Source organism: Halorussus marinus (assembly GCF_004765795.1).
Taxonomy (GTDB): domain Archaea; phylum Halobacteriota; class Halobacteria; order Halobacteriales; family Haladaptataceae; genus Halorussus; species Halorussus marinus.
The window spans coordinates 1-20,443 of record NZ_SBIV01000015.1 but is presented as its reverse complement, the minus strand read 5'-3'; the positions used below and the strand labels follow the sequence as shown (position 1 = coordinate 20,443).

The 20,443-nt window shown below is 56.8% G+C and carries 27 protein-coding genes; 13 read left to right on the top strand and 14 right to left on the bottom strand.

Annotated elements, in window-relative coordinates; all coding sequences use genetic code 11:
• Positions 1–4: 4 nt before the first annotated feature.
• Positions 5–427, bottom strand: coding sequence for a hypothetical protein (locus EPY72_RS18495; RefSeq protein WP_004594540.1), 423 nt, complete (start codon positions 425–427; stop codon positions 5–7).
• A 139-nt stretch (positions 428–566) separates the two neighbouring features.
• On the opposite strand from EPY72_RS18495, the gene EPY72_RS18490 reads away from it, so the two are divergent.
• Positions 567–770, top strand: a complete 204-nt coding sequence (locus tag EPY72_RS18490) for a hypothetical protein (protein ID WP_004594541.1) — start codon at positions 567–569, stop codon at positions 768–770.
• Positions 771–790: 20 nt separating this feature from the next.
• Here EPY72_RS18490 and EPY72_RS18485 read toward each other — a convergent pair whose 3' ends face one another.
• From EPY72_RS18485 to EPY72_RS18465, 4 genes are all read right to left on the bottom strand, one after another.
• Positions 791–1,075, bottom strand: coding sequence for a hypothetical protein (locus EPY72_RS18485; protein WP_049909612.1), 285 nt, complete (start codon positions 1,073–1,075; stop codon positions 791–793).
• 645 nt (positions 1,076–1,720) lie between these two features.
• On the bottom strand, positions 1,721–1,903 hold the full coding sequence (xseB, locus tag EPY72_RS18475) for an exodeoxyribonuclease VII small subunit (protein ID WP_011222436.1): 183 nt from the start codon (positions 1,901–1,903) through the stop codon (positions 1,721–1,723).
• Positions 1,904–1,906: 3 nt separating this feature from the next.
• Positions 1,907–2,959: an exodeoxyribonuclease VII large subunit gene (gene xseA / locus EPY72_RS18470; RefSeq protein WP_004594545.1), complete on the bottom strand. Its 1,053-nt coding sequence runs from the start codon at positions 2,957–2,959 to the stop codon at positions 1,907–1,909.
• 75 nt (positions 2,960–3,034) lie between these two features.
• The gene (locus EPY72_RS18465; protein ID WP_004594546.1) at positions 3,035–3,202 is read right to left on the bottom strand and encodes a DNA-binding protein; all 168 of its coding nucleotides are present in this window, start codon (positions 3,200–3,202) and stop codon (positions 3,035–3,037) included.
• A gap of 133 nt (positions 3,203–3,335) precedes the next feature.
• Between EPY72_RS18465 and EPY72_RS18460 the strand changes: the two genes are divergently transcribed.
• On the top strand, positions 3,336–3,629 hold the full coding sequence (locus EPY72_RS18460) for a PadR family transcriptional regulator (protein WP_004594547.1): 294 nt from the start codon (positions 3,336–3,338) through the stop codon (positions 3,627–3,629).
• Between the two features lie 71 nt (positions 3,630–3,700).
• Here EPY72_RS18460 and EPY72_RS18455 read toward each other — a convergent pair whose 3' ends face one another.
• Together EPY72_RS18455 and EPY72_RS18450 are read right to left on the bottom strand one after the other, a co-directional pair.
• A complete protein-coding gene (locus EPY72_RS18455) occupies positions 3,701–4,219 on the bottom strand; it encodes a winged helix-turn-helix transcriptional regulator (protein ID WP_004594548.1) in 519 nt (172 codons plus the stop codon).
• Positions 4,216–4,494: a DUF7471 family protein gene (locus EPY72_RS18450; protein ID WP_225935279.1), complete on the bottom strand. Its 279-nt coding sequence runs from the start codon at positions 4,492–4,494 to the stop codon at positions 4,216–4,218. Before EPY72_RS18450 ends, EPY72_RS18455 begins: the two co-directional genes overlap by 4 nt.
• Positions 4,495–4,724: 230 nt before the next feature.
• Between EPY72_RS18450 and EPY72_RS18445 the strand changes: the two genes are divergently transcribed.
• The 4 genes from EPY72_RS18445 (at position 4,725) to EPY72_RS18430 (ending at position 9,044) form a co-directional block, all read left to right on the top strand.
• Positions 4,725–5,312 carry a methyltransferase family protein gene (locus EPY72_RS18445; protein ID WP_004594550.1) on the top strand — a complete coding sequence of 196 codons (588 nt, stop codon included), beginning with the start codon at positions 4,725–4,727 and terminating at the stop codon, positions 5,310–5,312.
• 76 nt (positions 5,313–5,388) lie between these two features.
• Positions 5,389–6,696 (top strand): twin-arginine translocation signal domain-containing protein, encoded by a 1,308-nt coding sequence (locus EPY72_RS18440; protein WP_011222434.1) that lies wholly within the window; start codon positions 5,389–5,391, stop codon positions 6,694–6,696.
• Positions 6,683–7,744: an iron transporter gene (locus EPY72_RS18435; RefSeq protein WP_004594552.1), complete on the top strand. Its 1,062-nt coding sequence runs from the start codon at positions 6,683–6,685 to the stop codon at positions 7,742–7,744. Before EPY72_RS18440 ends, EPY72_RS18435 begins: the two co-directional genes overlap by 14 nt.
• Positions 7,745–7,973: 229 nt before the next feature.
• A complete protein-coding gene (locus EPY72_RS18430) occupies positions 7,974–9,044 on the top strand; it encodes an iron transporter (RefSeq protein ID WP_011222433.1) in 1,071 nt (356 codons plus the stop codon).
• Positions 9,045–9,104: 60 nt separating this feature from the next.
• Here EPY72_RS18430 and EPY72_RS18425 read toward each other — a convergent pair whose 3' ends face one another.
• Positions 9,105–10,616, bottom strand: a complete 1,512-nt coding sequence (locus tag EPY72_RS18425) for a hypothetical protein (protein ID WP_004594554.1) — start codon at positions 10,614–10,616, stop codon at positions 9,105–9,107.
• On the bottom strand, positions 10,600–10,866 hold the full coding sequence (locus tag EPY72_RS18420) for a hypothetical protein (protein ID WP_004594555.1): 267 nt from the start codon (positions 10,864–10,866) through the stop codon (positions 10,600–10,602). The genes EPY72_RS18425 and EPY72_RS18420 overlap by 17 nt, the downstream gene beginning before the upstream one ends.
• A 481-nt stretch (positions 10,867–11,347) precedes the next feature.
• On the opposite strand from EPY72_RS18420, the gene EPY72_RS18415 reads away from it, so the two are divergent.
• From EPY72_RS18415 to EPY72_RS18390, 6 genes are all read left to right on the top strand, one after another.
• Positions 11,348–11,752, top strand: coding sequence for a DUF7541 family protein (locus EPY72_RS18415; protein WP_004594556.1), 405 nt, complete (start codon positions 11,348–11,350; stop codon positions 11,750–11,752).
• A gap of 20 nt (positions 11,753–11,772) precedes the next feature.
• Positions 11,773–11,961 carry a DUF7333 family protein gene (locus EPY72_RS20210; protein WP_004594557.1) on the top strand — a complete coding sequence of 63 codons (189 nt, stop codon included), beginning with the start codon at positions 11,773–11,775 and terminating at the stop codon, positions 11,959–11,961.
• 126 nt (positions 11,962–12,087) lie between these two features.
• Positions 12,088–14,772 carry a heavy metal translocating P-type ATPase gene (locus EPY72_RS18405; RefSeq protein WP_004594558.1) on the top strand — a complete coding sequence of 895 codons (2,685 nt, stop codon included), beginning with the start codon at positions 12,088–12,090 and terminating at the stop codon, positions 14,770–14,772.
• Between the two features lies 1 nt (position 14,773).
• Positions 14,774–15,211: a DUF7996 family protein gene (locus EPY72_RS18400; protein ID WP_004594559.1), complete on the top strand. Its 438-nt coding sequence runs from the start codon at positions 14,774–14,776 to the stop codon at positions 15,209–15,211.
• A 21-nt stretch (positions 15,212–15,232) separates the two neighbouring features.
• Positions 15,233–16,168, top strand: a complete 936-nt coding sequence (locus EPY72_RS18395) for a cation diffusion facilitator family transporter (protein WP_004594560.1) — start codon at positions 15,233–15,235, stop codon at positions 16,166–16,168.
• A gap of 2 nt (positions 16,169–16,170) precedes the next feature.
• On the top strand, positions 16,171–16,578 hold the full coding sequence (locus tag EPY72_RS18390) for a SpoIIAA family protein (RefSeq protein ID WP_011222432.1): 408 nt from the start codon (positions 16,171–16,173) through the stop codon (positions 16,576–16,578).
• Here EPY72_RS18390 and EPY72_RS18385 read toward each other — a convergent pair.
• The 5 genes from EPY72_RS18385 to EPY72_RS18365 form a co-directional block, all read right to left on the bottom strand.
• Complete coding sequence (locus tag EPY72_RS18385) at positions 16,575–17,897, bottom strand: arylsulfotransferase family protein (RefSeq protein WP_004594562.1); 1,323 nt, start codon at positions 17,895–17,897, stop codon at positions 16,575–16,577. The genes EPY72_RS18390 and EPY72_RS18385 overlap by 4 nt on opposite strands.
• A complete protein-coding gene (locus EPY72_RS18380; RefSeq protein ID WP_004594563.1) occupies positions 17,894–18,172 on the bottom strand; it encodes a DUF7521 family protein in 279 nt (92 codons plus the stop codon). The genes EPY72_RS18385 and EPY72_RS18380 overlap by 4 nt, the downstream gene beginning before the upstream one ends.
• Positions 18,169–18,546 carry a winged helix-turn-helix domain-containing protein gene (locus tag EPY72_RS18375; RefSeq protein WP_004594564.1) on the bottom strand — a complete coding sequence of 126 codons (378 nt, stop codon included), beginning with the start codon at positions 18,544–18,546 and terminating at the stop codon, positions 18,169–18,171. The genes EPY72_RS18380 and EPY72_RS18375 overlap by 4 nt, the downstream gene beginning before the upstream one ends.
• Before the next feature lie 140 nt (positions 18,547–18,686).
• A complete protein-coding gene (locus EPY72_RS18370) occupies positions 18,687–18,914 on the bottom strand; it encodes a hypothetical protein (protein ID WP_004594565.1) in 228 nt (75 codons plus the stop codon).
• 60 nt (positions 18,915–18,974) lie between these two features.
• Positions 18,975–19,937 (bottom strand): transcription initiation factor IIB, encoded by a 963-nt coding sequence (locus tag EPY72_RS18365; protein WP_004594566.1) that lies wholly within the window; start codon positions 19,935–19,937, stop codon positions 18,975–18,977.
• Positions 19,938–20,007: 70 nt separating this feature from the next.
• Here EPY72_RS18365 and EPY72_RS20015 point away from each other — a divergent pair, with 70 nt between their 5' ends.
• A complete protein-coding gene (locus tag EPY72_RS20015; RefSeq protein WP_135807371.1) occupies positions 20,008–20,328 on the top strand; it encodes a COX15/CtaA family protein in 321 nt (106 codons plus the stop codon).
• Positions 20,329–20,443: the final 115 nt, after the last annotated feature.

Sequence of the window (20,443 nt, the reverse complement as noted above, 5' to 3'; positions counted from 1 at the left end):
GTGGTTAGAATCCACAACTCGTGCCACCGACCACGATGTTGTTCAGGATGAACTGGACGATCTCCGTCCCGAGGGGGGCGACGATCACGCCCCAGAGCAGGCCCTGATTCCGGACAGATTTCATCTCCTTCTTCCAGTCCGAGCGACGGGTGAACGGGATCGCCACCGTCGCGCCGAGCGCGAGGACGCCGCCGATGAGCGGCCCACCGAACTGGATGATGGTGAAGATGTTCTGGATGGTGTCGGCCATGTTCGAGTCGCAGAATGCGCTCCCCGGATCCGACTGTGCGGCCGCCGTCCCCACGAACAGGATCAGCGGGAGGAGCGCCAGCAGAATCGGGCCGATGGACCTGTGGATGATCCGAATGACGGACGTCGATTCCTCAGTACTGGCCGGCGTCTCGCCGGAGGGGACCTTAGCACACATCGTTTGTGGGAAAGGATAGCACGACCAAAAGAGGTCAGAAAATTTGAATGAATTTGTAGATCTTCAAAGTTCTCCAAGTTCTCTAGAGAAGTTCTCATTCTACTGGGATATATGCGACCGCATAGCCTGGGTCGAACTAATGTCAGACGCGGACACAGCAACCAGCGCCAGCAACTCCGACTCGGATGTTAGCGACGATGTGGCCCGAATCAATATGCGAATCCCGCAGGACAAATACGAGTGGTTACAGGAAGAACTCGACTCATTCACGAGTGATACAGGCCGATTCCAGTACCTCATCCAGTTCTATTCCGACCACAAAGAAGATGACACCGACTGCTGATCTGCGACCCACAGGGCGACTTAGACCTGCAGCGGAGCAACGATGAGAAGCGGGCAATCCTCGCCCTCGAAATAGTACTGCTTTACCGTCGTCGCGTCCTCGAACTCGTCCGCATCCTCAGGAAGGGTGATCGTGCGGGCGCTGCTGTGTTCGTGGATCGAGTAGATGCCGAGTTCGGAGAGGTCCTCACACTCGGCGGGATCCAGTTCTCTACTGACCGCCTCCAACCACGCTTCAACTGACACGGAGGACCGCTCGTCCGTATCAGTTTCACGGGGGGTACTGCGGGGACTGGCTTGTGCCATGATACATTTGCACATACTTGCGTCTTATCTACTAAATACTGACGGCCAATGACTTTCTTAAAATCTGACTATGTAACTAATGAAGTGTTTGTCTGACGCCGACCGAATACACGTTAAGAAACGCTATTCTGAGGCGTTGAGACACGCTTGGATATCAGCACCAGTCGGAAAAGTCAAAATCACGAGAGGAACGGCGACAAGCGACCACCCGACTGGATCCAACTGTGGAACCGGATTCGACGAGAGATAGGCTCCAATTCCGAGTACGACAATAGGGGTATAGAGGAGAGTCGGCGCGATCGAACCGAGTCGGATAGCGACCGTCGGAGCAGACGGGGCGTAAACGGCGTCAACGTATGGGCCACGTCGATTGACACCGAACGAGACTGATTCCGCATAGAGCCTGTGGACGGCGTAGTGTGCGGACTCATGGAGGATCCACGCTACACCACACGCGAGTAGGTAGACGCCGAATATCAGAACCGTCTCATGGAACATTGGAACTACCGTCGAACGGTTCGAAATGGGAGGACATCGCAGATAAGCCTGAAGGGTAACCGTGGCTAGCGACCTTAACCAACAAGCTCGTGAACAACGGCAGGCTGTTGGTTAACGCGGAGAGACAGTCGATACCGCTGCCGTTCCTCATTTGATCTCGATGACCTCGCCCTGGCCTTCGTGGAGTCGCTCGCGGATTTCAGTTAGTAACTCCTGCCCTTCCTCGTACAGCTCACTCCCTTCATCAAGTGACACCTCATCCGCGTCGAGTTGGTCGATAATCTCTTCGATTCGGTTCATCCGACTCCTGATGTCCGTGTCTTTTGCCATCGATTAGATCACCCCCAGCCAGAGTGCAGTAATGAGCAGCAACAGCACTAGGAGCACGACAATTGCAACCTTGTAGTAAACTGGCGACAGGCCCTCAGGCGCGGTCGCCTCTTCGACTGCCTCGGCCAGTTCCTGTTCGTGTTCGTGCTCCTGTTCAAAGGTCTCGTACGCGGCCTCAAGCTGTTGCTCAAGCGGGCCAATGTCGCTAGCCAGGAAGTCATTCCGAGACTTCGCGATGTACTCGCCGGCCGCTGTCGGTGTGATCGCGGCCATATCCGCTACCCGATCCGCGATTAGCCGGTCGTCAGTATGGCCAATTGCCGTGACGATCGGGGTGTTCGCGGTGAAGATCGCTTCCGCGACCCGCTCGGTGTTGAACGCCTGAAGGTTCGAATCGCTCCCACCGCCGCGGCCGACGATAATTGAATCGACGTCCTCGGAGCGGTCCAGATGGTGAATCCCGTTCGCGATAGACGTCGGTGCCTCTGACCCTTGGACGGTCGCATCCTTCACCAGGATGTCGACTGTAGGGTCTTGCTCGTGGATCGCGCTCTGGATGTCGTACCGAGCATCCCCTCGGAGTGAGGTCACAACACCGACCCGTTCCGGAAACGCTGGCGGGCGCTGTTTCTGCTCGTCGTCGAACCAGCCACGCTCTTCGAGCTCGCTGCGCAGTCGCTCGACCGCGGCCGCTTGGTCGCCGTCGCCGACGACGATCACTTCCCACGGCTTGAGGTCGATTTTCCCGCCTTCAGTCCAGTAGTCGATATCGCCTTCCAGGATGACCTCAGTCCCGTCCTCGAGCTCGGCGTCCATCTTCCGATAGCGGTTTGCCCAGATCATACAGGGGAGCTCGGCGTCGCCATCGGTAAGCGTGAAGTAGAGCGCTGTACTGTTCTGATGGAGATCCGTGACTTCGCCAATACAGCGGACACCGTCGAGGGCAGGCGCATCCTCGACGACCGAGGCGATTCGGTCGTTCAGCTGTGACACGCTGAGGACGTCTCCTGCCTCAGGCTCGACCGCCTGCCGTTCAGTATCCGGTGCGTCCGCCATCTTCGTTTCCTAACTTCTGTACAGGAACCTCAAAAAGCTACGTTCGAGTGACGGGCTTGGCTGCGTTACGCAGGCCTACAGGTCGCGGGGCTGGACCGTCTTCCGGTCGTTGGACTCGGCACGCTCTGCGGCGTCGTCGAGCAGTTCGGCGACCTCCTCGTTGAGCGTGTCGTAGAAATCTGCCGAGACGTTGTTGTCCGAGAGTGCGTCCTTCACGGCTGCTTTGACGATTAGGTCAGACATTCCATCGCGGAATTCACCTGTCCACTATATAAAGGTTCGAAGTTTTCACGCGATATCCCGACCCAGTCAAGCCAAAATCGCCTCGGGGTACCAGAGAGAACATATGCCACCCCTCAAAATAGAGAACAGACGGATGCACGATCTAACTGGGTTCCAGCGGGACATCTTGTATGTAACGGCCGGGCTCAAGGAACCACACGGGCTCGCAATCAAAGACGAACTCGACGACTACTACGAACAGGAGATCAACCACGGGCGCCTCTATCCGAATCTCGACGACCTCGTCGACAAAGGACTGCTCGAGAAGGGTGAACTCGACAGGCGGACGAACGTATACACAGTTACACAGCGCGGTCAGCGTGAAATAGAGGCACGTCGTGAGTGGGAAACCCAGTATCTGGGAACCGTGGACTCAGGGACTGCATAGCGTTCTATCCAAGTGGGTGCAGTAATCGAACAATCAAGTTCTCGTTTCAACGAAATACATCCGAGGGCTCGTTACGATCCATCCGCCAATAGGTTATCGACGAGGCGGGTGAACCGGTCGATCATCCGATCGGACAGCGAGGGGGAGATCTCTTCGAGGAGGCGAGCGGTCTCAGTCCGCTCGGCTGCGACCAGCGTCACGTGATTATTGACATCTCGGTGTTTCTCGATGAGATTCTGTTCCGTCAAATGATCCAAGTGCCACTCAAGGGTTCCCCGAGCAATCCCGAGGGACTCTGTGACAGCGTTCGGGCTGGATGTTCCCTGTTCGAGAACACAGAATAAGATGTCGCGTGCTGTTTCCCGGCGAAGGACAGCGATTGCTCCCCGCTCCCACGCATCATATTCCGGTGTGTAATAGTGGGTCCGGCCATAGAGAGGTAGGTTGACCACTCTCTCTTGATTCTGGAGTTTCCTGAGATGGTACTGTACCTGTCCTGGTGCGAGGTCGAGTCTCCGCGTGAGCGCGTTGAAGTGTTCTCCAGGGTGGGTGGCAATATACTCGTGAATTCGGTCACGTTGGTGTGTCATGTATCGAAGTTGGTCTCGTTCGAAATGGTTCGGGAGTGATAGACTGCAGCAATAACGAGCGCTACAAGAATGACATCAAGCCCGTGTTCGAGGAGGTGATGCTCGGCTTGTGAAAACAGGCCTACGATGGAGATCCCCGCAACCGCAGAGCGTCCAAGAAGGGCAGCCAATGCAGCGACGATTAACAGATATGGACGGGATTGGCGTTGAACGAACGCGCCGATCGCAAGTCCCAGAAGTACCGCTGTACCCGCAGCCGCGGCGGTGATCACCACGAGCAACGGAAGGGACTGCGAACCGGTAAACCCGCTATGGAGTGGGACAAATCCCGCCATGTGGGCTGAATTTGAAACGCAGTTACCTGAGAACGTCGATTCGAGTTACTCCGGATGTTAGAATTGTAGAGAGTGGTTGGTGGTTCCAAACCTCTTCAGAGGGAGCAGTACCCAGATGCGAACCCAAGATTGTCTCACTTTTTTGTCCTTCACTATCACGACATACACGTATGTCCTCGTTCTCAGATCGTGCGCTCCTGACGGCGGTCGTCGCGGATGTCACGCTGATTCTCGGGTACGCCATCAGTGCGGTTCATCCTGACCGTCGAGTGTGGCCCATCGGTGACAGCTCTTGGCGGTGGTGGTTCAATTGGTCAGCGCTCTCCGTCGTGTTCGCTGGGTTTCCCGTGCTGGGCGCGCTCGATCGGGACTCCTTCATTTTCACCGAACGTTGGAGCAAACTCACGGGTAGCGGTATCGCCGCACTCGGGATGGGATTTGCCCTCTCAGCACTCTTCGAACTTGGGTGGATGGAAAGCAGTGGAAGAGAAGGGGAACTTCGGACGAACGGTATCTACCAGTACACGCGCAACCCTCAGAGCGTGGGATTCATTACGTTCATCGTCGGCGCGATCATTGCAGTGAACTCCCGGAAACTGGCTGTACACGGCATCTTGACCATCCTCGTGTACGCACTGTTCCCGTTTGCCGAAGAACCGTGGCTGCGAGAGCAGTATGGCCAGGAATACGAGCAATACCGCAAGCGGGCCCCCCGATTTATCGGGTGGAACTTGGTGAAGAAGCTCATCACCAGATAGTCTACTACCGACCTTGAGCGGGGATTCAAGAACTCTACCAGAACCGCCTTTTCCGTTGGCTTCCTAACTGTCGTCAATGACTGATGAGAGAGGTATCCCTCGCAGAGAATTCCTCAAGTCGGCCGTCGCTATCGGAGGCGCAGCGGCATTCAGTGCCTGTTTAGGCCGTGAAGATGTTGACGTCCCAACAGGGCCGGATGATCTCTCGTCGTATCCACAACGTCAGCACGCTTGGAATGAGGCCCTCCCACGGGACGACCACGGGAACGTCGTCGCTCCGAGCCATCGTGTGCTCCTCTATCTAAATTACCGACGAGACGGGCCCCCGAACGAAGACGACCGTGACCAAGTTGAAACAGCTCTCCGTGGGATCGAACACGCCTACGAGCGAAGCGGGGGCGGGTTATTGCTCACGGTGAGTTATTCTCCGGCATACTTCGACCGATTCGACGAATCGCTTCCCGAAGACGTTGACCTCCCTGATCCAGAAGCACTTGCGCCGTTTGAGGATCCCGAGTTCGATACGCCCGATGCAGTCGTCCATCTCGCGAGTAACACGGCACAGGTGGTGCTCGGTGCCGAAGAAGCCCTCAAAGGGAACAAATCAACCCTCAACGGTGTCGATCAGCCTGACGCTACACTGACCGATGTTTTCTCAATCGCCGACCGGCGGACGGGCTTTATTGGGGACGGGTTGCCGGCGGAGAATGCTGACGATGCAGAGGGTGTTCCGGCAGATAAGGTCCCAGAGGACGCGCCGCTGTTTATGGGATTCAAATCGGGATTCAAAAAGAACCAGGCCAGTGAAGATCGCGTGACAATCCAGTCGGGGCCGTTCGCCGGTGGAACGACCCAGCACATCTCCAAGCTCCAGCTCAATCTCAATCAGTGGTACAATCAGGACGATCGCTGGCAGCGTGAGGCGAAGATGTTCTGTCCGTACCACGCCGAGAACGACGTAATCGAGGGCGCTGGAGACAATCTCGGAACCAGCAGCAAAATCGACGACTGTCAGCCAACGGATGAGACGGCCCGCGAGATGGGCGTCGTCGGTCACTCCCAGAAATCCGCCCGCGCTCGCGATGACGATGACTCGCCTCTCATCCTTCGGCGCGACTTCGATTCTACCGACGGTGAAACCGCCAGCCTCCACTTCCTTGCGCTCCAGCGACGGATCACCGACTTCGTCGACACGAGAGAAGCGATGAATGGCACTGACGTCACCGAGCAGTCGGCCGTCGGTCAGCGAAACAACAACGGCATCCTGCAGTACATCCGAACGGAGCGTCGCGGTAATTTCCTCGTCCCCCCACGGTCGTTGCGTTCGCTGCCGCCTGCGCGACCGGTCGAGAACGCACAGGAGGTGACGCATGAATCGTCGTGACGTGCTTCGGGCGGTCGGGGGCACGTCACTCGTGGGGCTCGCGGGGTGTACCGGCCTGTTTGAGACGCGGTCAGCGCGGGCACCACCGCTCCCCGAGAACCGCCCGGACGCAGTCTACTATCCGACCCACTACGAGGGCATGAAAATGCCCGGAATGAAGGAACAGGGCGGGTACAGTTGTGCGCTCACGTACTCGTATGCGCACCGGTTCTGGCTGATGAAGCCGAATGGGATCACGAAGGTCGAGATTCAATCCGAAGATTCGATTCACCTGATGCCGGTCGTTTGGGAGACACAGACGGGGATCATCCCACCCGATATCAATCCACAGCTCACGATTACACAGGACGGCGAGCAGGTCGACCAGTTCGCACCGTGGCCGATGCTCTCCCAGCCGATGGGGTTTCACTTCGGCGATAACGCACAGCTCCAGGGCGACGGCACATACACTGTCGAGGTCAGCATCGGCGGGCCGTCGACGCGACGGACGGGGTCGCTGGCCGAGAATCAGGGGAACGCCTCGTTCACGTTCGAGTTCGAATTCAGCGAATCGACGCTCAACGAGATCTCGTATACGGACATTCCCGACGACAGAGAAGGCACGAAGGGTGCTGTCGACCTGATGGACATGGAGATGTTACCGAGTTCGCAAGTGCCGACACCGGACGCGCTCCCGGGGGACGTTCGTGGCTCGGGGACGAGTGGGGACGCGAAGTTCGTGGTTACGATCCTCGAAGACGCGTCACGTTTCGGTGGGGACGAGGAGCAGAGGTATCTCGCTGTTTCTCCGCGCACACCCTACAATCGAACGATGCTGCCGATGATGTCGCTTTCGGGAACACTGCACCGTGACGGGATGTCAGTGTTCGACGGAATTCTACAGGCAACCATCGATCCAGAGCTCCGCTATCACTACGGAGCGACGGTCGCAGATGTACAGACGGGAGATGAGCTGACGATCACGGTCGATTCGCCCCCACAAACAGCTCGCCATGAAGGATACGAGACAGCCTTCGTTGATATGCCAGATGTGCAGGTGACGTTGTAGTTCCAAAGGTGTCTTTAGAATTCCAACCGAAGCCAAATCTATGGAAGAGAAGCACCTCCTACTGGCGACGTTACTTGGCGTTGTCTCACTCCTGGTACTCACCGGATTCGTCGTTCGCTTAGCGTAGACAGTCACAGAATGGCCGAGGCTGGCAGTTACAGAAACCCCCGGTTGACGACAGCGAGGTCGACTCAATGAATCTACCAAACATAGTATCTCAGAGGAGAACATGAATCGGAGAACGTTTCTCAAACAGGGGACTGCTCTCTCGGGGGGCCTGGTACTGTCTGGTTGCCTGGGGCGGCTCGGATTCGAGACGCAGTCTGCATGGCGTGATCCACCGATCGTGGAGGATCGACCTGACGCGGTCTACTATCCGGCAATCATCGAAGGGATGGGAATGTACGGAACGACGACGGCAGGCAGTCTCGGATTTGCACTGATGCACTCCTTCCCGCACCGTTTCTGGAACCTCACTGGCTCACGAAAGACGAAAGTCGTCGTTCAGTCGGATGATTCGGTGCATCTGATGGCGAGTGTCTGGGACACCGAGACGGAGACGATCCTCCCGGTCGACGTCTCTGTCGAAATCAGTAACAGCGACGGTCGAGTGTCCTCGACCAACCTCTGGCCGATGATCTCGCCGAATATGGGGTTCCACTACGGCGACAATATCGCTCTCCCGGGGGAAGGACAGTACGATGTGACGCTCCAGGTTGGCCCGTTGCAGACAGCTCGTACGAGTCCATTCAACGGGCGATTTACAGAGGGACAGTCTGCCACGATGCAGTTCACGTTCGATACGGATGAGACGTACAATTTGGAGATTCGCCGGTTAGGGGACAAAGCAGGCACCCGTGGGACAGTCGATCTAATGGATATGGAAATGATTCCTGAACCGGTCGTGCCGACAAAATCCGAGCTTCCCGGTCGACTACTCCACGAAGGGCAATCCGGTGACGCAACGATGCTGGTTGCTCTCGTTGACGGTGACCATCGGTTTAGTGATACTGAAGGACCCTTCCTAATCGTTTCTCCACGCACACCCTACAATCGCGTGATGCTCCCGAGGATGGCTCTTTCAGCAACACTCGACCGTGGAGGGGATACAATCACACAAGGGACACTCCAAGCGTCCCTTGATCCTGACCTCGGGAGTTTCTATGGGATGGGTATTGATGAACTCAAGACTGGCGATACGGTCAGAATCACTGTAGAGACACCACCCCAACTGGCGCGCCACGACGGCTACGAAACCGCGTTTCTCGACATGGACCCGATTGAGTTCACTGCCGAGTGATCTTTCTGGTTGAGTTCTGACCTTAGTGTGCGATCCGTTGTTCTCTCGAAACCACCAGAATCAGGGTAGATATGGGGGCGTCGCTCCTGGAAGTGAGAGAATCCAGAGGCTAATAACGGTGTACCCGATCATCACACCGATGAACGGGTACTGGCTCCGGATTGCGACGAGACGACTCGAGAAGAGTTCGTAGGCGGTCGCGTGCGCTGCCCAGATAGCGAGGAGATGCCCGATGAGCACGTAGGCGATACTCAAACCCTCGAACCACCCAGGTGGAGACAATGTCAGGGGATTCGCTGGGGGCGACAGTGGAGAGAGAATTGCCATGCCTAGAGCCGGACTGAGGGATACAGCCAGTCCGGTGTAGTGGGCGAGGTGATATCCCGCTGCGATGGCCAATAGCGAGGGTGCAAACCGAAAGGCGATACGTTTCGCTGTGATGTATGTCCCGGTCCGTCGCCGAGAGAGTACGCCCGCATACCAATACGCGGCGAAGAAAACGACGTAGCCACTGACGAAAAGGAGTGTGTAGATGAGGATCGCACGAATCTGTACGGCTCCCACTCCAATATTGGAGAGGCTGACGAGTGCCTCGGTAGTTGCTGCGCCCGTCTGCGTCGTGATGAAGCCGCTGTACGTGAGCTCCCAAATCAGCGCAATGACGAACGCAACATCGGAGGTGTCCGTGATTAAGTCTGAGTCAGTCAGGTCGCTACCGGGCAGTTTTACAGTGAGCTTCCCGTCCCGCCGTTTTACAGGGGCGACAGCCCCGAAAAATCGGAACAGGACGGATAACGGATCTGCGTTCTCGAACCACGCGTCAGGACCGAAGAGTACTGCGCCTGCGATTGTGACGGCACTGTAGCCGAGGATCGCAAGCGAAAGAATTGACGGAATCGTGCTGACAGGGAAAATCACCTCAATCCACACAAGGAGTAATAGGCCACCGACAGCTGGCCATCGGGCTAATTCTCTTGGATACGTTCTGTGTCCAGCTGGGAGAAGCGAGACGATCCCTCGCCAGGGGTTCAGTGCTGGCCAAACGTTCCCTCCAAGATACGTAAGCATCGGCAAGCCCGCTCGAACGACGACAAATGTGACGAGAATGGTGAAGCTTGCTGTCGGGAGCTGCGGTCCGGTCAGTCCGAGATACACTGCCAGTCCAAGGACGACAATCCCAAAACTACGTCCGATCCATCGAATCGGTGTCCACCAGTCGTCGACCGTCGGACCGGGGAGTGACCAGTTGTGGAGATAGCGGATAAAGGCTCGATCAGTAACGAAGCTCGCAAGTAGGGCAGAGGCGCCGATCGTGGCGCCGCCAGTGGCAAGATACAGCCATCGGGGAACGGCAAGGGTATCCCGAGGCTGCTTCGAGAGCGTCATCCCGTTACCGGCAGCGACTGTTTCGGTAAACAGCGTCAGTATCGAGACCCAGAGTACAAACTGTACGAAGAGTCTGAGCTTCGTGTTCGAGACGACCCAATGACGAAGCCTCGACCCTGGACCTGACTCTATGTGTACCTCTTCGCTTGCCCCGGTGTTCGTATCTGAGTCAGGCAAAGATAGCATACATGAATAGAAGACCGAAGTACAGGAGCACGAGGGCTCCAAGCGCTTTCAGACGGAGTGTACGCAACTCGTCTTCTTCGTCTGCTCGGGCAGAGAGGAATGCGTCCTCCTCGTCGTCATCCAGCTCTTGGGGATGTTCTAAGCCTTTGTGGAGGACGAGGCGGTCGGTCGTCGGGAACGGATGCCCACAGTAATCACACTCCCCTGCAGGTGAGTCACGCCGTGGAACCGTAGTGCCTTCGTATGACATACTCTCGAAAGCTGTTATTCGGCCGTAGGCCAGTCAGCGTTGAAACCGTTCTGGTTCGACGTTCGAACTTCTCCGCTCGCGTATCGACCTACGTGGCGTCATCAATGGCCAGAATGGTCGGTTACAACAGATCTGCTAGCGAAGAACGAAGTTGTCCAAACGCTCCCTTTGACAGCGTGGAAGTAGTCTTTTGTTCAGAGTGGTTGTCTTCGACTGGAGACTGACTCTCCGTTTCTCGCTCTTCTTCGTAGGCGTCGCAGTAGATGCACATAAAAAAGAGTAGGCAGAGCGTCTCTATAAAACCATTTGACCGTAAGATGGGATAGCGCGGAGAATCGGGACTAAGCAGTATTACCAGCTTCAGACTGTGAGGTTATACCGCACCAATATTAACTAACGGCTGAATTACAGCCATTTTCTATTAACTATAGGGGTATCAATAACAGCCGATTTATTATATCGTGAAGCTCAACTCGAGATAATGAGCGATTCCGAAGACACGGATTCAACCTTCACGGGAGCGAGTCCATGGCCACTCTTTGTCGCTATTGGATTTGCTCTCTCGGAGGTCGGTGTCGTTCTCGGCCTTCGTCCTGTCTCTGTTGCGGGACTGTTGTTGTTCGTCGGATCTGTTGCTGGCATTCTCACAGAGGCGGAGTATATTACTGAACCAGCGAAAGCAGCAGGTGTTCAAGGATTCGTCCTCTTCGGCATCGGTATCTTGCTGATCACACAGAACCAGACCGGGACGACAATCCGCGGTCAATCGATTGCGATCGCTGGTATCCTGTGTCTCGTTGGTGCACTTGTCTGGGTAGGCTTCGTTCGAAGGAAGACCCGCGCAACGGTATCGACAGCAGAGACGTCGGAAACAACATCTGATTGAGTTTCAGTAACAAACTATCGATGGAATTCGATAACACGAAAACGGTAATCGCGTTCGGGGTCCTGCTCACCCTCATAATTGGTGGGACGATGATGAGTCCGACGAGCAAAAGTACAGTCATGATGGTGAGCGTCGGCCTCGTCGTGTTTGGAGTCTTTACGCTCTTCCTCGAGGTCAAACACGGTGAGTATCGAGCAAACCATACTTAGGTCTGCATTTGAGATGAGACAACGGCCGAGTTAATAATATAGGGCAAAGTATTTATTAGGTATTGGCAGAAAATGGGTGTTTTATAGCAGTCGATTTAATAAATGTGTAGTGGCTAGGGGAGAGTGATGACCTCCCCCGACGACGATTCCCACAACAGGAGTGGTGAGCCACCGGATCGCGCCCACGAACACGAAGAAGGGTCCCACGAGCATAGTCACACGCATGACCACGACCACAGTGATCACGAACACGCCCAACACACAGAACAGGGCGTCGACGACGTTTCTCCACCCATAGACCAAGGGGACGTTGCACAATTCGCGGTCCCGGAGATGGATTGTCCATCCTGTGCAGGAAAGGTAGAGAACAGCGTCGAAAAACTGGACGGAATCCGCAGCGTCGACCCGCAAGTGACGAAAGGGACGCTGACCGTTTCATACGACGGCGAACAAACGAGTGCCACCGCGATTGCTAATCGGGTCGAAAAGGCCGGGTACACCGTGGAGGACACCGGCGAAGTGTCCTCGAAATTCACGGTTCCGGAAATGGATTGCCCGTCGTGTGCTGGCAAAATCGAGAACGCTCTCGAGAGGGTCGAGGGAATTACAACATTCGAAACCCAGCCGACGACCGGAACCGTCGTCGTCACGTACGATTCTTCGAGGACTGGAGAAGCCGATATCATCGGCGCTATCGAACGTGCCGGGTACAAGGTTACAGACACGTCGAGCGACGAATCAGGACGGCAGGACCCGACTGAGGAACGCGAGAGCATCTGGACGAGTCCACGAGCACTCAAGACGTGGATCAGCGGTGGATTCGTCGCTCTCGGCTTGCTCTTCGAGTTCTTCCTGACCGGGCAGAATGTACAGCTTGCAAGCCTTCTCGGAACGGAGCTGCTCGTCGCCGACGTACTGTTCCTCGTTGCCGTCGCGTCCGGTGGTCAGGAGATCTTCCGCAACGGCTACTACTCCGCTCGGAATCTGAACCTCGATATCGACTTCCTGATGTCGGTGGCTATCCTCGGAGCACTCGTTGCGAGCCTCGCCTTCGGTGAGGCGCTCTACTTCGAGGCGGCCACCCTCGCGTTCCTGTTCAGTATCGCCGAGCTGCTGGAGCGGTACTCGATGGATCGCGCTCGGAACTCGCTCCGGGAGTTGATGGACCTCTCACCGGATGAGGCAACCGTCAAACGGGACGATACCACGGAGACAGTTCCTGTCGACGAGGTCGCTGTCGGCGACGTGGTCGTCGTCAAACCGGGGGAGAAGATCCCGATGGACGGAACCGTCGTCGACGGTGAAAGCGCCGTCAATCAGGCACCCATCACAGGCGAAAGCGTACCCGTCGACAAGACGATGGGAGATGAGGTATACGCCGGCACGATCAACGAAGAGGGCTATCTTGAGGTAGAGGTTACCTCTGAAGCCGGTGATAACACGCTCTCGCGAATCGTGGAGATGGTCGAGGATGCCCAGTCGAACAAGACCGAGCGCGAGCAATTCGTCGAACGCTTCTCAACGTACTACACGCCAGTCGTCGTTGCCTTCGCCATTTTGACGACGGTGGGAAGCCCGTACGTTCTCGGCACGACCTGGCCCACGGCCGTCGTCTACGGGTTGACGTTACTGGTACTGGCCTGCCCGTGTGCGTTCGTCATCTCGACACCCGTGTCCGTCGTGTCGGGAATTACGAGCGCCGCGAAGAACGGCGTCCTGATCAAGGGCGGCAACCACCTCGAAGCGATGGGGGCCGTCGACGTCGTCGCCTTCGACAAAACGGGGACGCTCACGAAAGGTGAGCTCACCGTCACTGACGTCGTTCCATTAAACGAAAATTCGGAGGAAGACGTCCTCCGGTGTGCCCGCGGGCTCGAACAACGGAGCGAACATCCCATCGGCGAGGCGATCGTCGCTGAGGCCGGCAGCATGGGAGTCGCCGAGCGCGAGATCGATGATTTCGAGAGCATCACCGGCAAGGGCGTCCGGGCCGACCTCGACGGGACGCCCCACTTCGCTGGCAAGCCGGGGCTGTTCGAGGAGCTGGGATTCGACCTATCACACGTCCACGCGACCACTGACGGCGGTGTCGTCACCCAGACAGCTCGGCAGATATGCGACCGGAACAACTGCCTCGACCTTCTCGACGAGACCGTTCCCGAACTCCAAGCAGAAGGGAAGACCGTTGTCCTCGTTGGAACCGAAGACGAACTCGAAGGCGTCATCGCAGTCGCCGACGAGATCCGACCCGAAGCGAAGCGAACAGTGACGCGACTCAAGCAACTCGGCGTCTCCCGAACGGTGATGCTGACGGGTGACAATGAGCGGACTGCCCGCGCGATCGCCGAACAGGTCGGCGTCGACGAGTACCAGGCCGAATTACTCCCCGAGGACAAGGTGACGGCGATCGAGGAGCTCGTCGAGGAGTACGACGGCGTTGCGATGGTCGGTGACGGCATCAACGACGCACCGGCGCTCGCCACCGCCACAGTCGGCGTGGCGATGGGGGCTGCCGGGACTGATACCGCATTGGAGACCGCCGACATCGCCTTGATGGGTGATGACCTCGCAAAGCTCCCGTACCTCTACGAACTCGCACACGATGCGAACGGGGTCATCCGACAGAACATCTGGTCGAGTCTCGCTGTCAAAGCCGGGCTGGCAGTCGCAGTCCCGTTCGGATACGTCCCGATCTGGCTCGCCGTCCTCGCTGGCGATGCCGGAATGACGACGGCCGTCACCGGGAACGCGATGCGACTCTCTCGAATCACGCCGGAGACAGACACCGAAACCAGCGCTTCGGAGGGGTAAGATGGGTGCAGAGAATGAGGGAAACGCAACATCCCATACGGAGGCAGATCAGCAACGATACCCGTTCGGACTCTCGTCTCCGCAGTTTGCCGTCCTCGTTGTGCTCATTGGGCTCATCGGGCCCGGTTTGTTGGTATACACCTTCGAACAGGCGAACCTCTCTGCAGTTGCTGACCTCGTGTGGATCGTCGGCTATGGCACAACCGTATTTGTGGTTTGGTTCATCTGGCTTCGTCCGCTCGATTTCGCGGGCTCCTCCGCCCAAGATACATCACTCTCCGAAGAATCGGAGCGGTCCAAACCAGAACCGGAGGGAGCCGATGAGGAGATTACCTCTTCGGATAGCACTGAATCAACGGCGCAGGATTCGATGGTGACGAGTGAAGACGGGGCCCAGGAATCTACCCAGGAACAACCGGAATCCTCAGATTCGAAATAGAACCCCCTCTAATGTGAACTTATGACCCTTCACGAGCATACTGATGAGGAGACCGCAGAGCACAACCTCCCGTCTAAATCAAGTGGCAGTACGCGTCGGCTTGCGCTCGTCGCGGTCGTCAATTTCTTTGGATTCGTCATCGAACTGGCTGGTGGACTCCTGTTCGGGTCGGTCGCGCTTATCAGCGACGCACTCCACATGCTGTTCGATATGCTGGCGTACGCGATGGCGTTCGGCGCGAGCTACACCGCCGAACGGTTCGAGGGTGGCGAGGCGTGGTCGTACGGTCTCCACCGACTGGAGCCGGTTGCGGCCTTCCTGAACGGCGTCTTGCTCCTTCCAATGGTCGGATACATCGTCTGGGAGTCCTACCAGCGGTTCCTTGAGCCAGTGGCGATCAATCCCGAGTTGACGCTGATCATCGCTACGGGTGGCCTGCTGGTAAACATCGGCTCCGTGTACGTGTTGCAGGGTGGTGAGATGAGTCTCAACGAGCGCGGGGCGTTCTACCACCTGCTCGGTGACGCCGGTGGCTCTGTTGCGGTAATCGTCTCGACCGCCGCCGTCGCAGTGTTCGATCTCCCCATCGCAGACCCTGTGGCGGCCGTACTCATTGGGCTGCTGGTGCTCGCGTCGGCCGGGAACGTCCTCCGGGAAAGCACCTCGATCCTGTTGGAACGGAGCCCGGTGTCGTCCGAAGAACTCCGGGATGAATTGACGACACTCGATGGCGTCGACCAGATTGAGGATCTCCACGTCTGGCAAGTCTGTAGTCAACTCACCGTCGCAACCGTCCGACTGACAGATACGTCGACCACACTCGAGGAGCAACGGAGAATCCAGTCACGGGTTCACGACTATCTCACGAATCGAGGAATCGACCACGCAACCGTGGAGCTCGTCGGGCGTACCGATCCCGATACTGACCCTGTCGGTACGACGAATCACTCCCACTAACGATGTCCCACACAGCACCCGATCAAATGTTCGAGGTGTTGGACGAGACGAACGAGAACCTCATTGCGATTCGCGTCGGGAAGGGCACGCGAACAGGCTATCAAGAGCTGTACTCACTCCTCGTCGAAAAGAGCGATAAGCACGGGTACATCCACGTGTACGAGGAAGTTCCGAACTGGACGTTCAGGGCGTTTCTCACACACCTCCACGGGGTGGTTCCCGATCTCCGGTACGGCCCTGAGTTCGATATCGACCGGTACGCCGCAGTCGGCGATACACGATGGGCAAAACTCCTGTTCGACTGGTGGTATGCAATCCGACCGATCTGGCCAGTCGCCCCCAACGAAATGCGATATTTCGACATCAAGAAACGCGAGCGAGCTCTCGACTGGCTTCGAGAGGAAATTTAGTTACGAATACGATCAACTCCGCCGACGACAATGAGGAGTGTAGAGACAAGCGTCAGTCCAAGTTGTGGTTCCCGGAACCAGAATGGCGTTGACGGAACGACTGCCCGAAGCCCGACCAGCAGTAGTGAGAGAACCGGCACGCCGGCGTCAGGGCTGTCGACGCTGCTTCCGTTAGTCGTGTACTTCGGGGCTCCGACAGACTCACCGTAGGGCAGTCGGTCGGCTTCGTATGGGATACGCTCTGTTCGAACGCTCCAGACGACAGTCCCGGATTCGTCGACCTCTACGAGTCGCCGGTTGAGCGTGTCGGTGATAAGCGTGTTTCCGTTCGGGAGGCGATCCGCATCCCGGGGCCAATCGAGCTCGACACCCGCTGCCCGATCAAGAGCCCACGCTGGCTCCCATTTACCGCCCTCCGTTCGATGCAGTTCCACGACTCGGTCGTTCTCGCTGTCGGCAACGAGGACGGCACCATCCCCGAGCCACTGGGGGTTGTGCTGGTGGTTGAGCACGTCGGGGTCACCGCATCGAATATCGCCATCATTGTCATAGTCGTTCAACTGGCCGGATTTCCGGCAATTGGCATCGTTCGAATCGGTCGTATCCTCATTGATAACCTCAACGACGCCCTCGCCGCGCTCGATAACGAGTAGCTGGTTGGCATTCCGTACTGAGACGAGATAGCGCCCAGAGCCGATGACGTCCACGTCGTTGATGTGCAGCCAGTCGGTCGTCGTCGGATCTTGTGGGGCGTCGTAGAACGAACTCGCATTCCACTGCCACGTGACTTCGCCGTTCTTGACAGTAAAGATACGCTCGTACTCCATATCGGTGACCAAGTATTCTCCCGATTCGAGTCGTTCGACATCGTGGACTTCGCTGTTCTTGTTCGTTCGCACCGGGAAGCTATACTCCGAAACCACCTGCAGGTCTTTCCCGGGGTCAATGACTCGGAATCCCGTTCGGGTACAGGGAGACTCGTACGGTCCGCACGAAGCGTACCCGCTGTCCATGAACCCGGCTAACACTGTTCCGTTCTCCGTTTGTGTGACGTCAAAATAGCTATCAGCACTCGATTCACGCCAGGTAGTGTTCGTCCCGTTGAGAAGATAGACGCTGCCGTATTCGTGCCAGCCTGGGCCACCCCCCTGAGACCCGACCAAGGTTCGGGACGTCTGGTCTGTCTCCGAAGCCGTCCCAATCGCAGGGGCGAGCATTGCACTGCTAACAAGCGTGAGAACGAACAGAACAACGCCGAAAAGGATTAGGTAGCTACCCCGACGGAGATCAGGAACGGCAACATTCGGAACGGGGTTCATTTCTGGATATACAGCGAGTACATGATGACCGCGAGGCCAAGGGCGACGAACAGGCTGTTGATGAGCACGCCGAGGGCCAATCCGACAGAAAAGAACTGGTTGGCCACGCCAGTTAGAATTGCCCCGAGTGTGATGATACCGAACCCGACACCAAGGACACGTAGCGAATCCGCACCCGTACGTCGATAGGCTTTAAATGCAATATAGGTAATCCCGCCACCGAGAAGCAGGATTACGAACTTGACGACTGCAATCGCCGTGATGACGCCGTTCATACTTCGTCCCCCATCATCGACCAGATATCTGCAAGCCGTTCGTCTGTAGATTTCGGCGGCCGATCGACGCTCACCGAAAACGTACCTGTGTCGTCCATAGAGATCGTGACGTCCTCGAACGACCGCTCGTAGTAGGTAACCCGTCCACCTCCGGGGTTGATCGTCTCCTGTTCTCGAACGAGGGAAGCGGAACTGAGGAGTTCTAATTTTCGATACAGCGTCGACTTGGGGATGTCACATGCGTCGAGGAGTTCGTTCGCAGTCATTGGTTCGATAGTTTCCTGGAGAATAGCCCGACACGCGGGATCATCCAGCGCATCAAGGACATCCTGTACCTCCGGAGTGTCCTCGGACGACACTGAATCATCTCCCATTATTCGATAATACGTGGTCCTCGGGATATGGTGTCCGATTGCTGGAGAGGCATCCCATTGGTCCCACGAACTCAGTCGGGATCGTGGTTCCAGAGTCATGACGGTCGATCCATCGAAAGAGGGGAGACATGGTGACACAATTATGAATCGTGCTGAATTTCGAGTCGTTGTTCGCCTGCGTCTGTGATCTCGTAGAGACCCCTCCCCAGTGGAACAATACAGCCCTCACTATGGAGGTGAGCACACGTTTGGTCAATGGTGATCGGGTGTCCATCGACGGCGTTAGTGATCTCCATCACATGGCACGGTGACTCATCAACGAGCAGCTCCAATATCTCGACCTCGGTCTGTATTGAGAACTCGCTCATGGTAAATATCGTATCATGACCCACTCAGTAGCTGGATTTCGCCCGGCAGGGGCTATCCGGTCAGTCATACTGCGCGTACACCTCGAGAAGCTCTTGGTATCGATTTCGGATCGTGACTCGACTGACGTGGGCGACCTCACTCACCGTCTCCTGTGTGAGCTGTTCGTTCGTGAGGTGGGTCGCAGCATACAGAGCGGCAGCCGCCAACCCGGCTGGACTCTTTCCACTGTGGACGGCATTATCTGTAGCTACCTCAAGCAGTTCTCGAGAGCGCCGTTCTGCTTCGTCGCTCACGTCGAGCGATGACGCGAATTGTGGAATATATTGCATGGGATCCTCCGGCTCGATCTCCAGCCCAAGTTCTCGGGACAGATATCGGTACGCTCGCTGGATCCGGATTTTCTCGACACGGCTGACATCGGCGAACTCCGTCAGCGGCCGTGGCATTCCGTGCTGTCGAGCAGCCGCATACAACGACGCCGTCGACATACCCTCGATCGAGCGACCGGGGAGCAGGTTCTGCTCCACAGCACGCCGGTACAGGACGCCTGCAGTTTCCCGAACCGATTCAGGAAGTCCCAGAGCGGACGCCATGCGGCTGATCTCCCCGAGCGCTTGCTTGAGATTCCGCTCGTGAGCATCCTTCGTACGGAACCGCTCGTCCCACGTCCGGAGGCGCTGTAATTGAGCACGTTTGCGACCAGAGACAGCCTGTCCGTAGGCATCCTTGTCCTGCCAGCCGATAGTCGTACTCAGACCCTTATCGTGCATCAGCTGCGTCGTCGGAGCCCCGACCCGACTCTTTTCATCGCGTTCCTCTGAAGTGAACGCACGCCACTCAGGACCGTGGTCGATTGGATTATCTTCAAAAACCAACCCACAGCTTTCGCAGGTCGCCTCACCGCTGTCGCTAGTCCGTGTAATATGACCCTGACACTCGGGACAGATGTTGTCGTTGGCAGACTTCACCTCGCGGTCGCGTTCATCTATTGACCGTTCCTGGGTATGTTCTTGAGCCATCATACTATTGGCATATAGGGGTTTTCCCTACAAACCGTGTGTCTTCTTAACAGTATCATGAGACGGCTCCTCAATGAATAGCAGGCGGTGTCCCACTCGCTGGGAATCCGGCTTAACACTTTGTCTCCAAGACATCAACTCGTCACACCGCAAGTCAACGTCCCTACCCAATATTATGTCTCAAGCCCGACTCCGCAGGCACGATATACGAACCGCGATTTCAAGGATTCCGGTCGAGTACAGGCATATCGCCAGTTTGACGCTACTAGTGACGTATATTGTGATGCTTCTTGGAGCCTACACCAGTGCAATCGGTGCTGGACTTTCCTGTCCCGATTGGCCGACCTGCTACGGGACGTGGGTCCCCTTCCTTCAACCCGAGAGGCTGTGTTGAATCGCCATACGGCAGAGAGGTAGGCCGCTAAATCAAAGGAGTTGAAGCGGGAGAGTTCCGTTGACCATGACGCAAATCTCCCGCTTCATCGGGGAGGTTGTACCGGTTGCTCAAA

What these genes read in the sequence shown, in the direction of transcription:
- EPY72_RS18495 (WP_004594540.1), bottom strand. Translation starts at nt 427, where the DNA reads ATGTGTGCTAAGGTCCCCTCCGGCGAGACGCCGGCCAGTACTGAGGAA.
- EPY72_RS18490 (WP_004594541.1), top strand. Translation starts at nt 567, where the DNA reads ATGTCAGACGCGGACACAGCAACCAGCGCCAGCAACTCCGACTCGGAT.
- EPY72_RS18485 (WP_049909612.1), bottom strand. Translation starts at nt 1,075, where the DNA reads ATGGCACAAGCCAGTCCCCGCAGTACCCCCCGTGAAACTGATACGGAC.
- xseB (WP_011222436.1), bottom strand. Translation starts at nt 1,903, where the DNA reads ATGGCAAAAGACACGGACATCAGGAGTCGGATGAACCGAATCGAAGAG.
- xseA (WP_004594545.1), bottom strand. Translation starts at nt 2,959, where the DNA reads ATGGCGGACGCACCGGATACTGAACGGCAGGCGGTCGAGCCTGAGGCA.
- EPY72_RS18465 (WP_004594546.1), bottom strand. Translation starts at nt 3,202, where the DNA reads ATGTCTGACCTAATCGTCAAAGCAGCCGTGAAGGACGCACTCTCGGAC.
- EPY72_RS18460 (WP_004594547.1), top strand. Translation starts at nt 3,336, where the DNA reads ATGCACGATCTAACTGGGTTCCAGCGGGACATCTTGTATGTAACGGCC.
- EPY72_RS18455 (WP_004594548.1), bottom strand. Translation starts at nt 4,219, where the DNA reads ATGACACACCAACGTGACCGAATTCACGAGTATATTGCCACCCACCCT.
- EPY72_RS18445 (WP_004594550.1), top strand. Translation starts at nt 4,725, where the DNA reads ATGTCCTCGTTCTCAGATCGTGCGCTCCTGACGGCGGTCGTCGCGGAT.
- EPY72_RS18440 (WP_011222434.1), top strand. Translation starts at nt 5,389, where the DNA reads ATGACTGATGAGAGAGGTATCCCTCGCAGAGAATTCCTCAAGTCGGCC.
- EPY72_RS18435 (WP_004594552.1), top strand. Translation starts at nt 6,683, where the DNA reads ATGAATCGTCGTGACGTGCTTCGGGCGGTCGGGGGCACGTCACTCGTG.
- EPY72_RS18430 (WP_011222433.1), top strand. Translation starts at nt 7,974, where the DNA reads ATGAATCGGAGAACGTTTCTCAAACAGGGGACTGCTCTCTCGGGGGGC.
- EPY72_RS18425 (WP_004594554.1), bottom strand. Translation starts at nt 10,616, where the DNA reads ATGCTATCTTTGCCTGACTCAGATACGAACACCGGGGCAAGCGAAGAG.
- EPY72_RS18420 (WP_004594555.1), bottom strand. Translation starts at nt 10,866, where the DNA reads ATGTCATACGAAGGCACTACGGTTCCACGGCGTGACTCACCTGCAGGG.
- EPY72_RS18415 (WP_004594556.1), top strand. Translation starts at nt 11,348, where the DNA reads ATGAGCGATTCCGAAGACACGGATTCAACCTTCACGGGAGCGAGTCCA.
- EPY72_RS20210 (WP_004594557.1), top strand. Translation starts at nt 11,773, where the DNA reads ATGGAATTCGATAACACGAAAACGGTAATCGCGTTCGGGGTCCTGCTC.
- EPY72_RS18405 (WP_004594558.1), top strand. Translation starts at nt 12,088, where the DNA reads ATGACCTCCCCCGACGACGATTCCCACAACAGGAGTGGTGAGCCACCG.
- EPY72_RS18400 (WP_004594559.1), top strand. Translation starts at nt 14,774, where the DNA reads ATGGGTGCAGAGAATGAGGGAAACGCAACATCCCATACGGAGGCAGAT.
- EPY72_RS18395 (WP_004594560.1), top strand. Translation starts at nt 15,233, where the DNA reads ATGACCCTTCACGAGCATACTGATGAGGAGACCGCAGAGCACAACCTC.
- EPY72_RS18390 (WP_011222432.1), top strand. Translation starts at nt 16,171, where the DNA reads ATGTCCCACACAGCACCCGATCAAATGTTCGAGGTGTTGGACGAGACG.
- EPY72_RS18385 (WP_004594562.1), bottom strand. Translation starts at nt 17,897, where the DNA reads ATGAACCCCGTTCCGAATGTTGCCGTTCCTGATCTCCGTCGGGGTAGC.
- EPY72_RS18380 (WP_004594563.1), bottom strand. Translation starts at nt 18,172, where the DNA reads ATGAACGGCGTCATCACGGCGATTGCAGTCGTCAAGTTCGTAATCCTG.
- EPY72_RS18375 (WP_004594564.1), bottom strand. Translation starts at nt 18,546, where the DNA reads ATGGGAGATGATTCAGTGTCGTCCGAGGACACTCCGGAGGTACAGGAT.
- EPY72_RS18370 (WP_004594565.1), bottom strand. Translation starts at nt 18,914, where the DNA reads ATGAGCGAGTTCTCAATACAGACCGAGGTCGAGATATTGGAGCTGCTC.
- EPY72_RS18365 (WP_004594566.1), bottom strand. Translation starts at nt 19,937, where the DNA reads ATGATGGCTCAAGAACATACCCAGGAACGGTCAATAGATGAACGCGAC.
- EPY72_RS20015 (WP_135807371.1), top strand. Translation starts at nt 20,008, where the DNA reads ATGAATAGCAGGCGGTGTCCCACTCGCTGGGAATCCGGCTTAACACTT.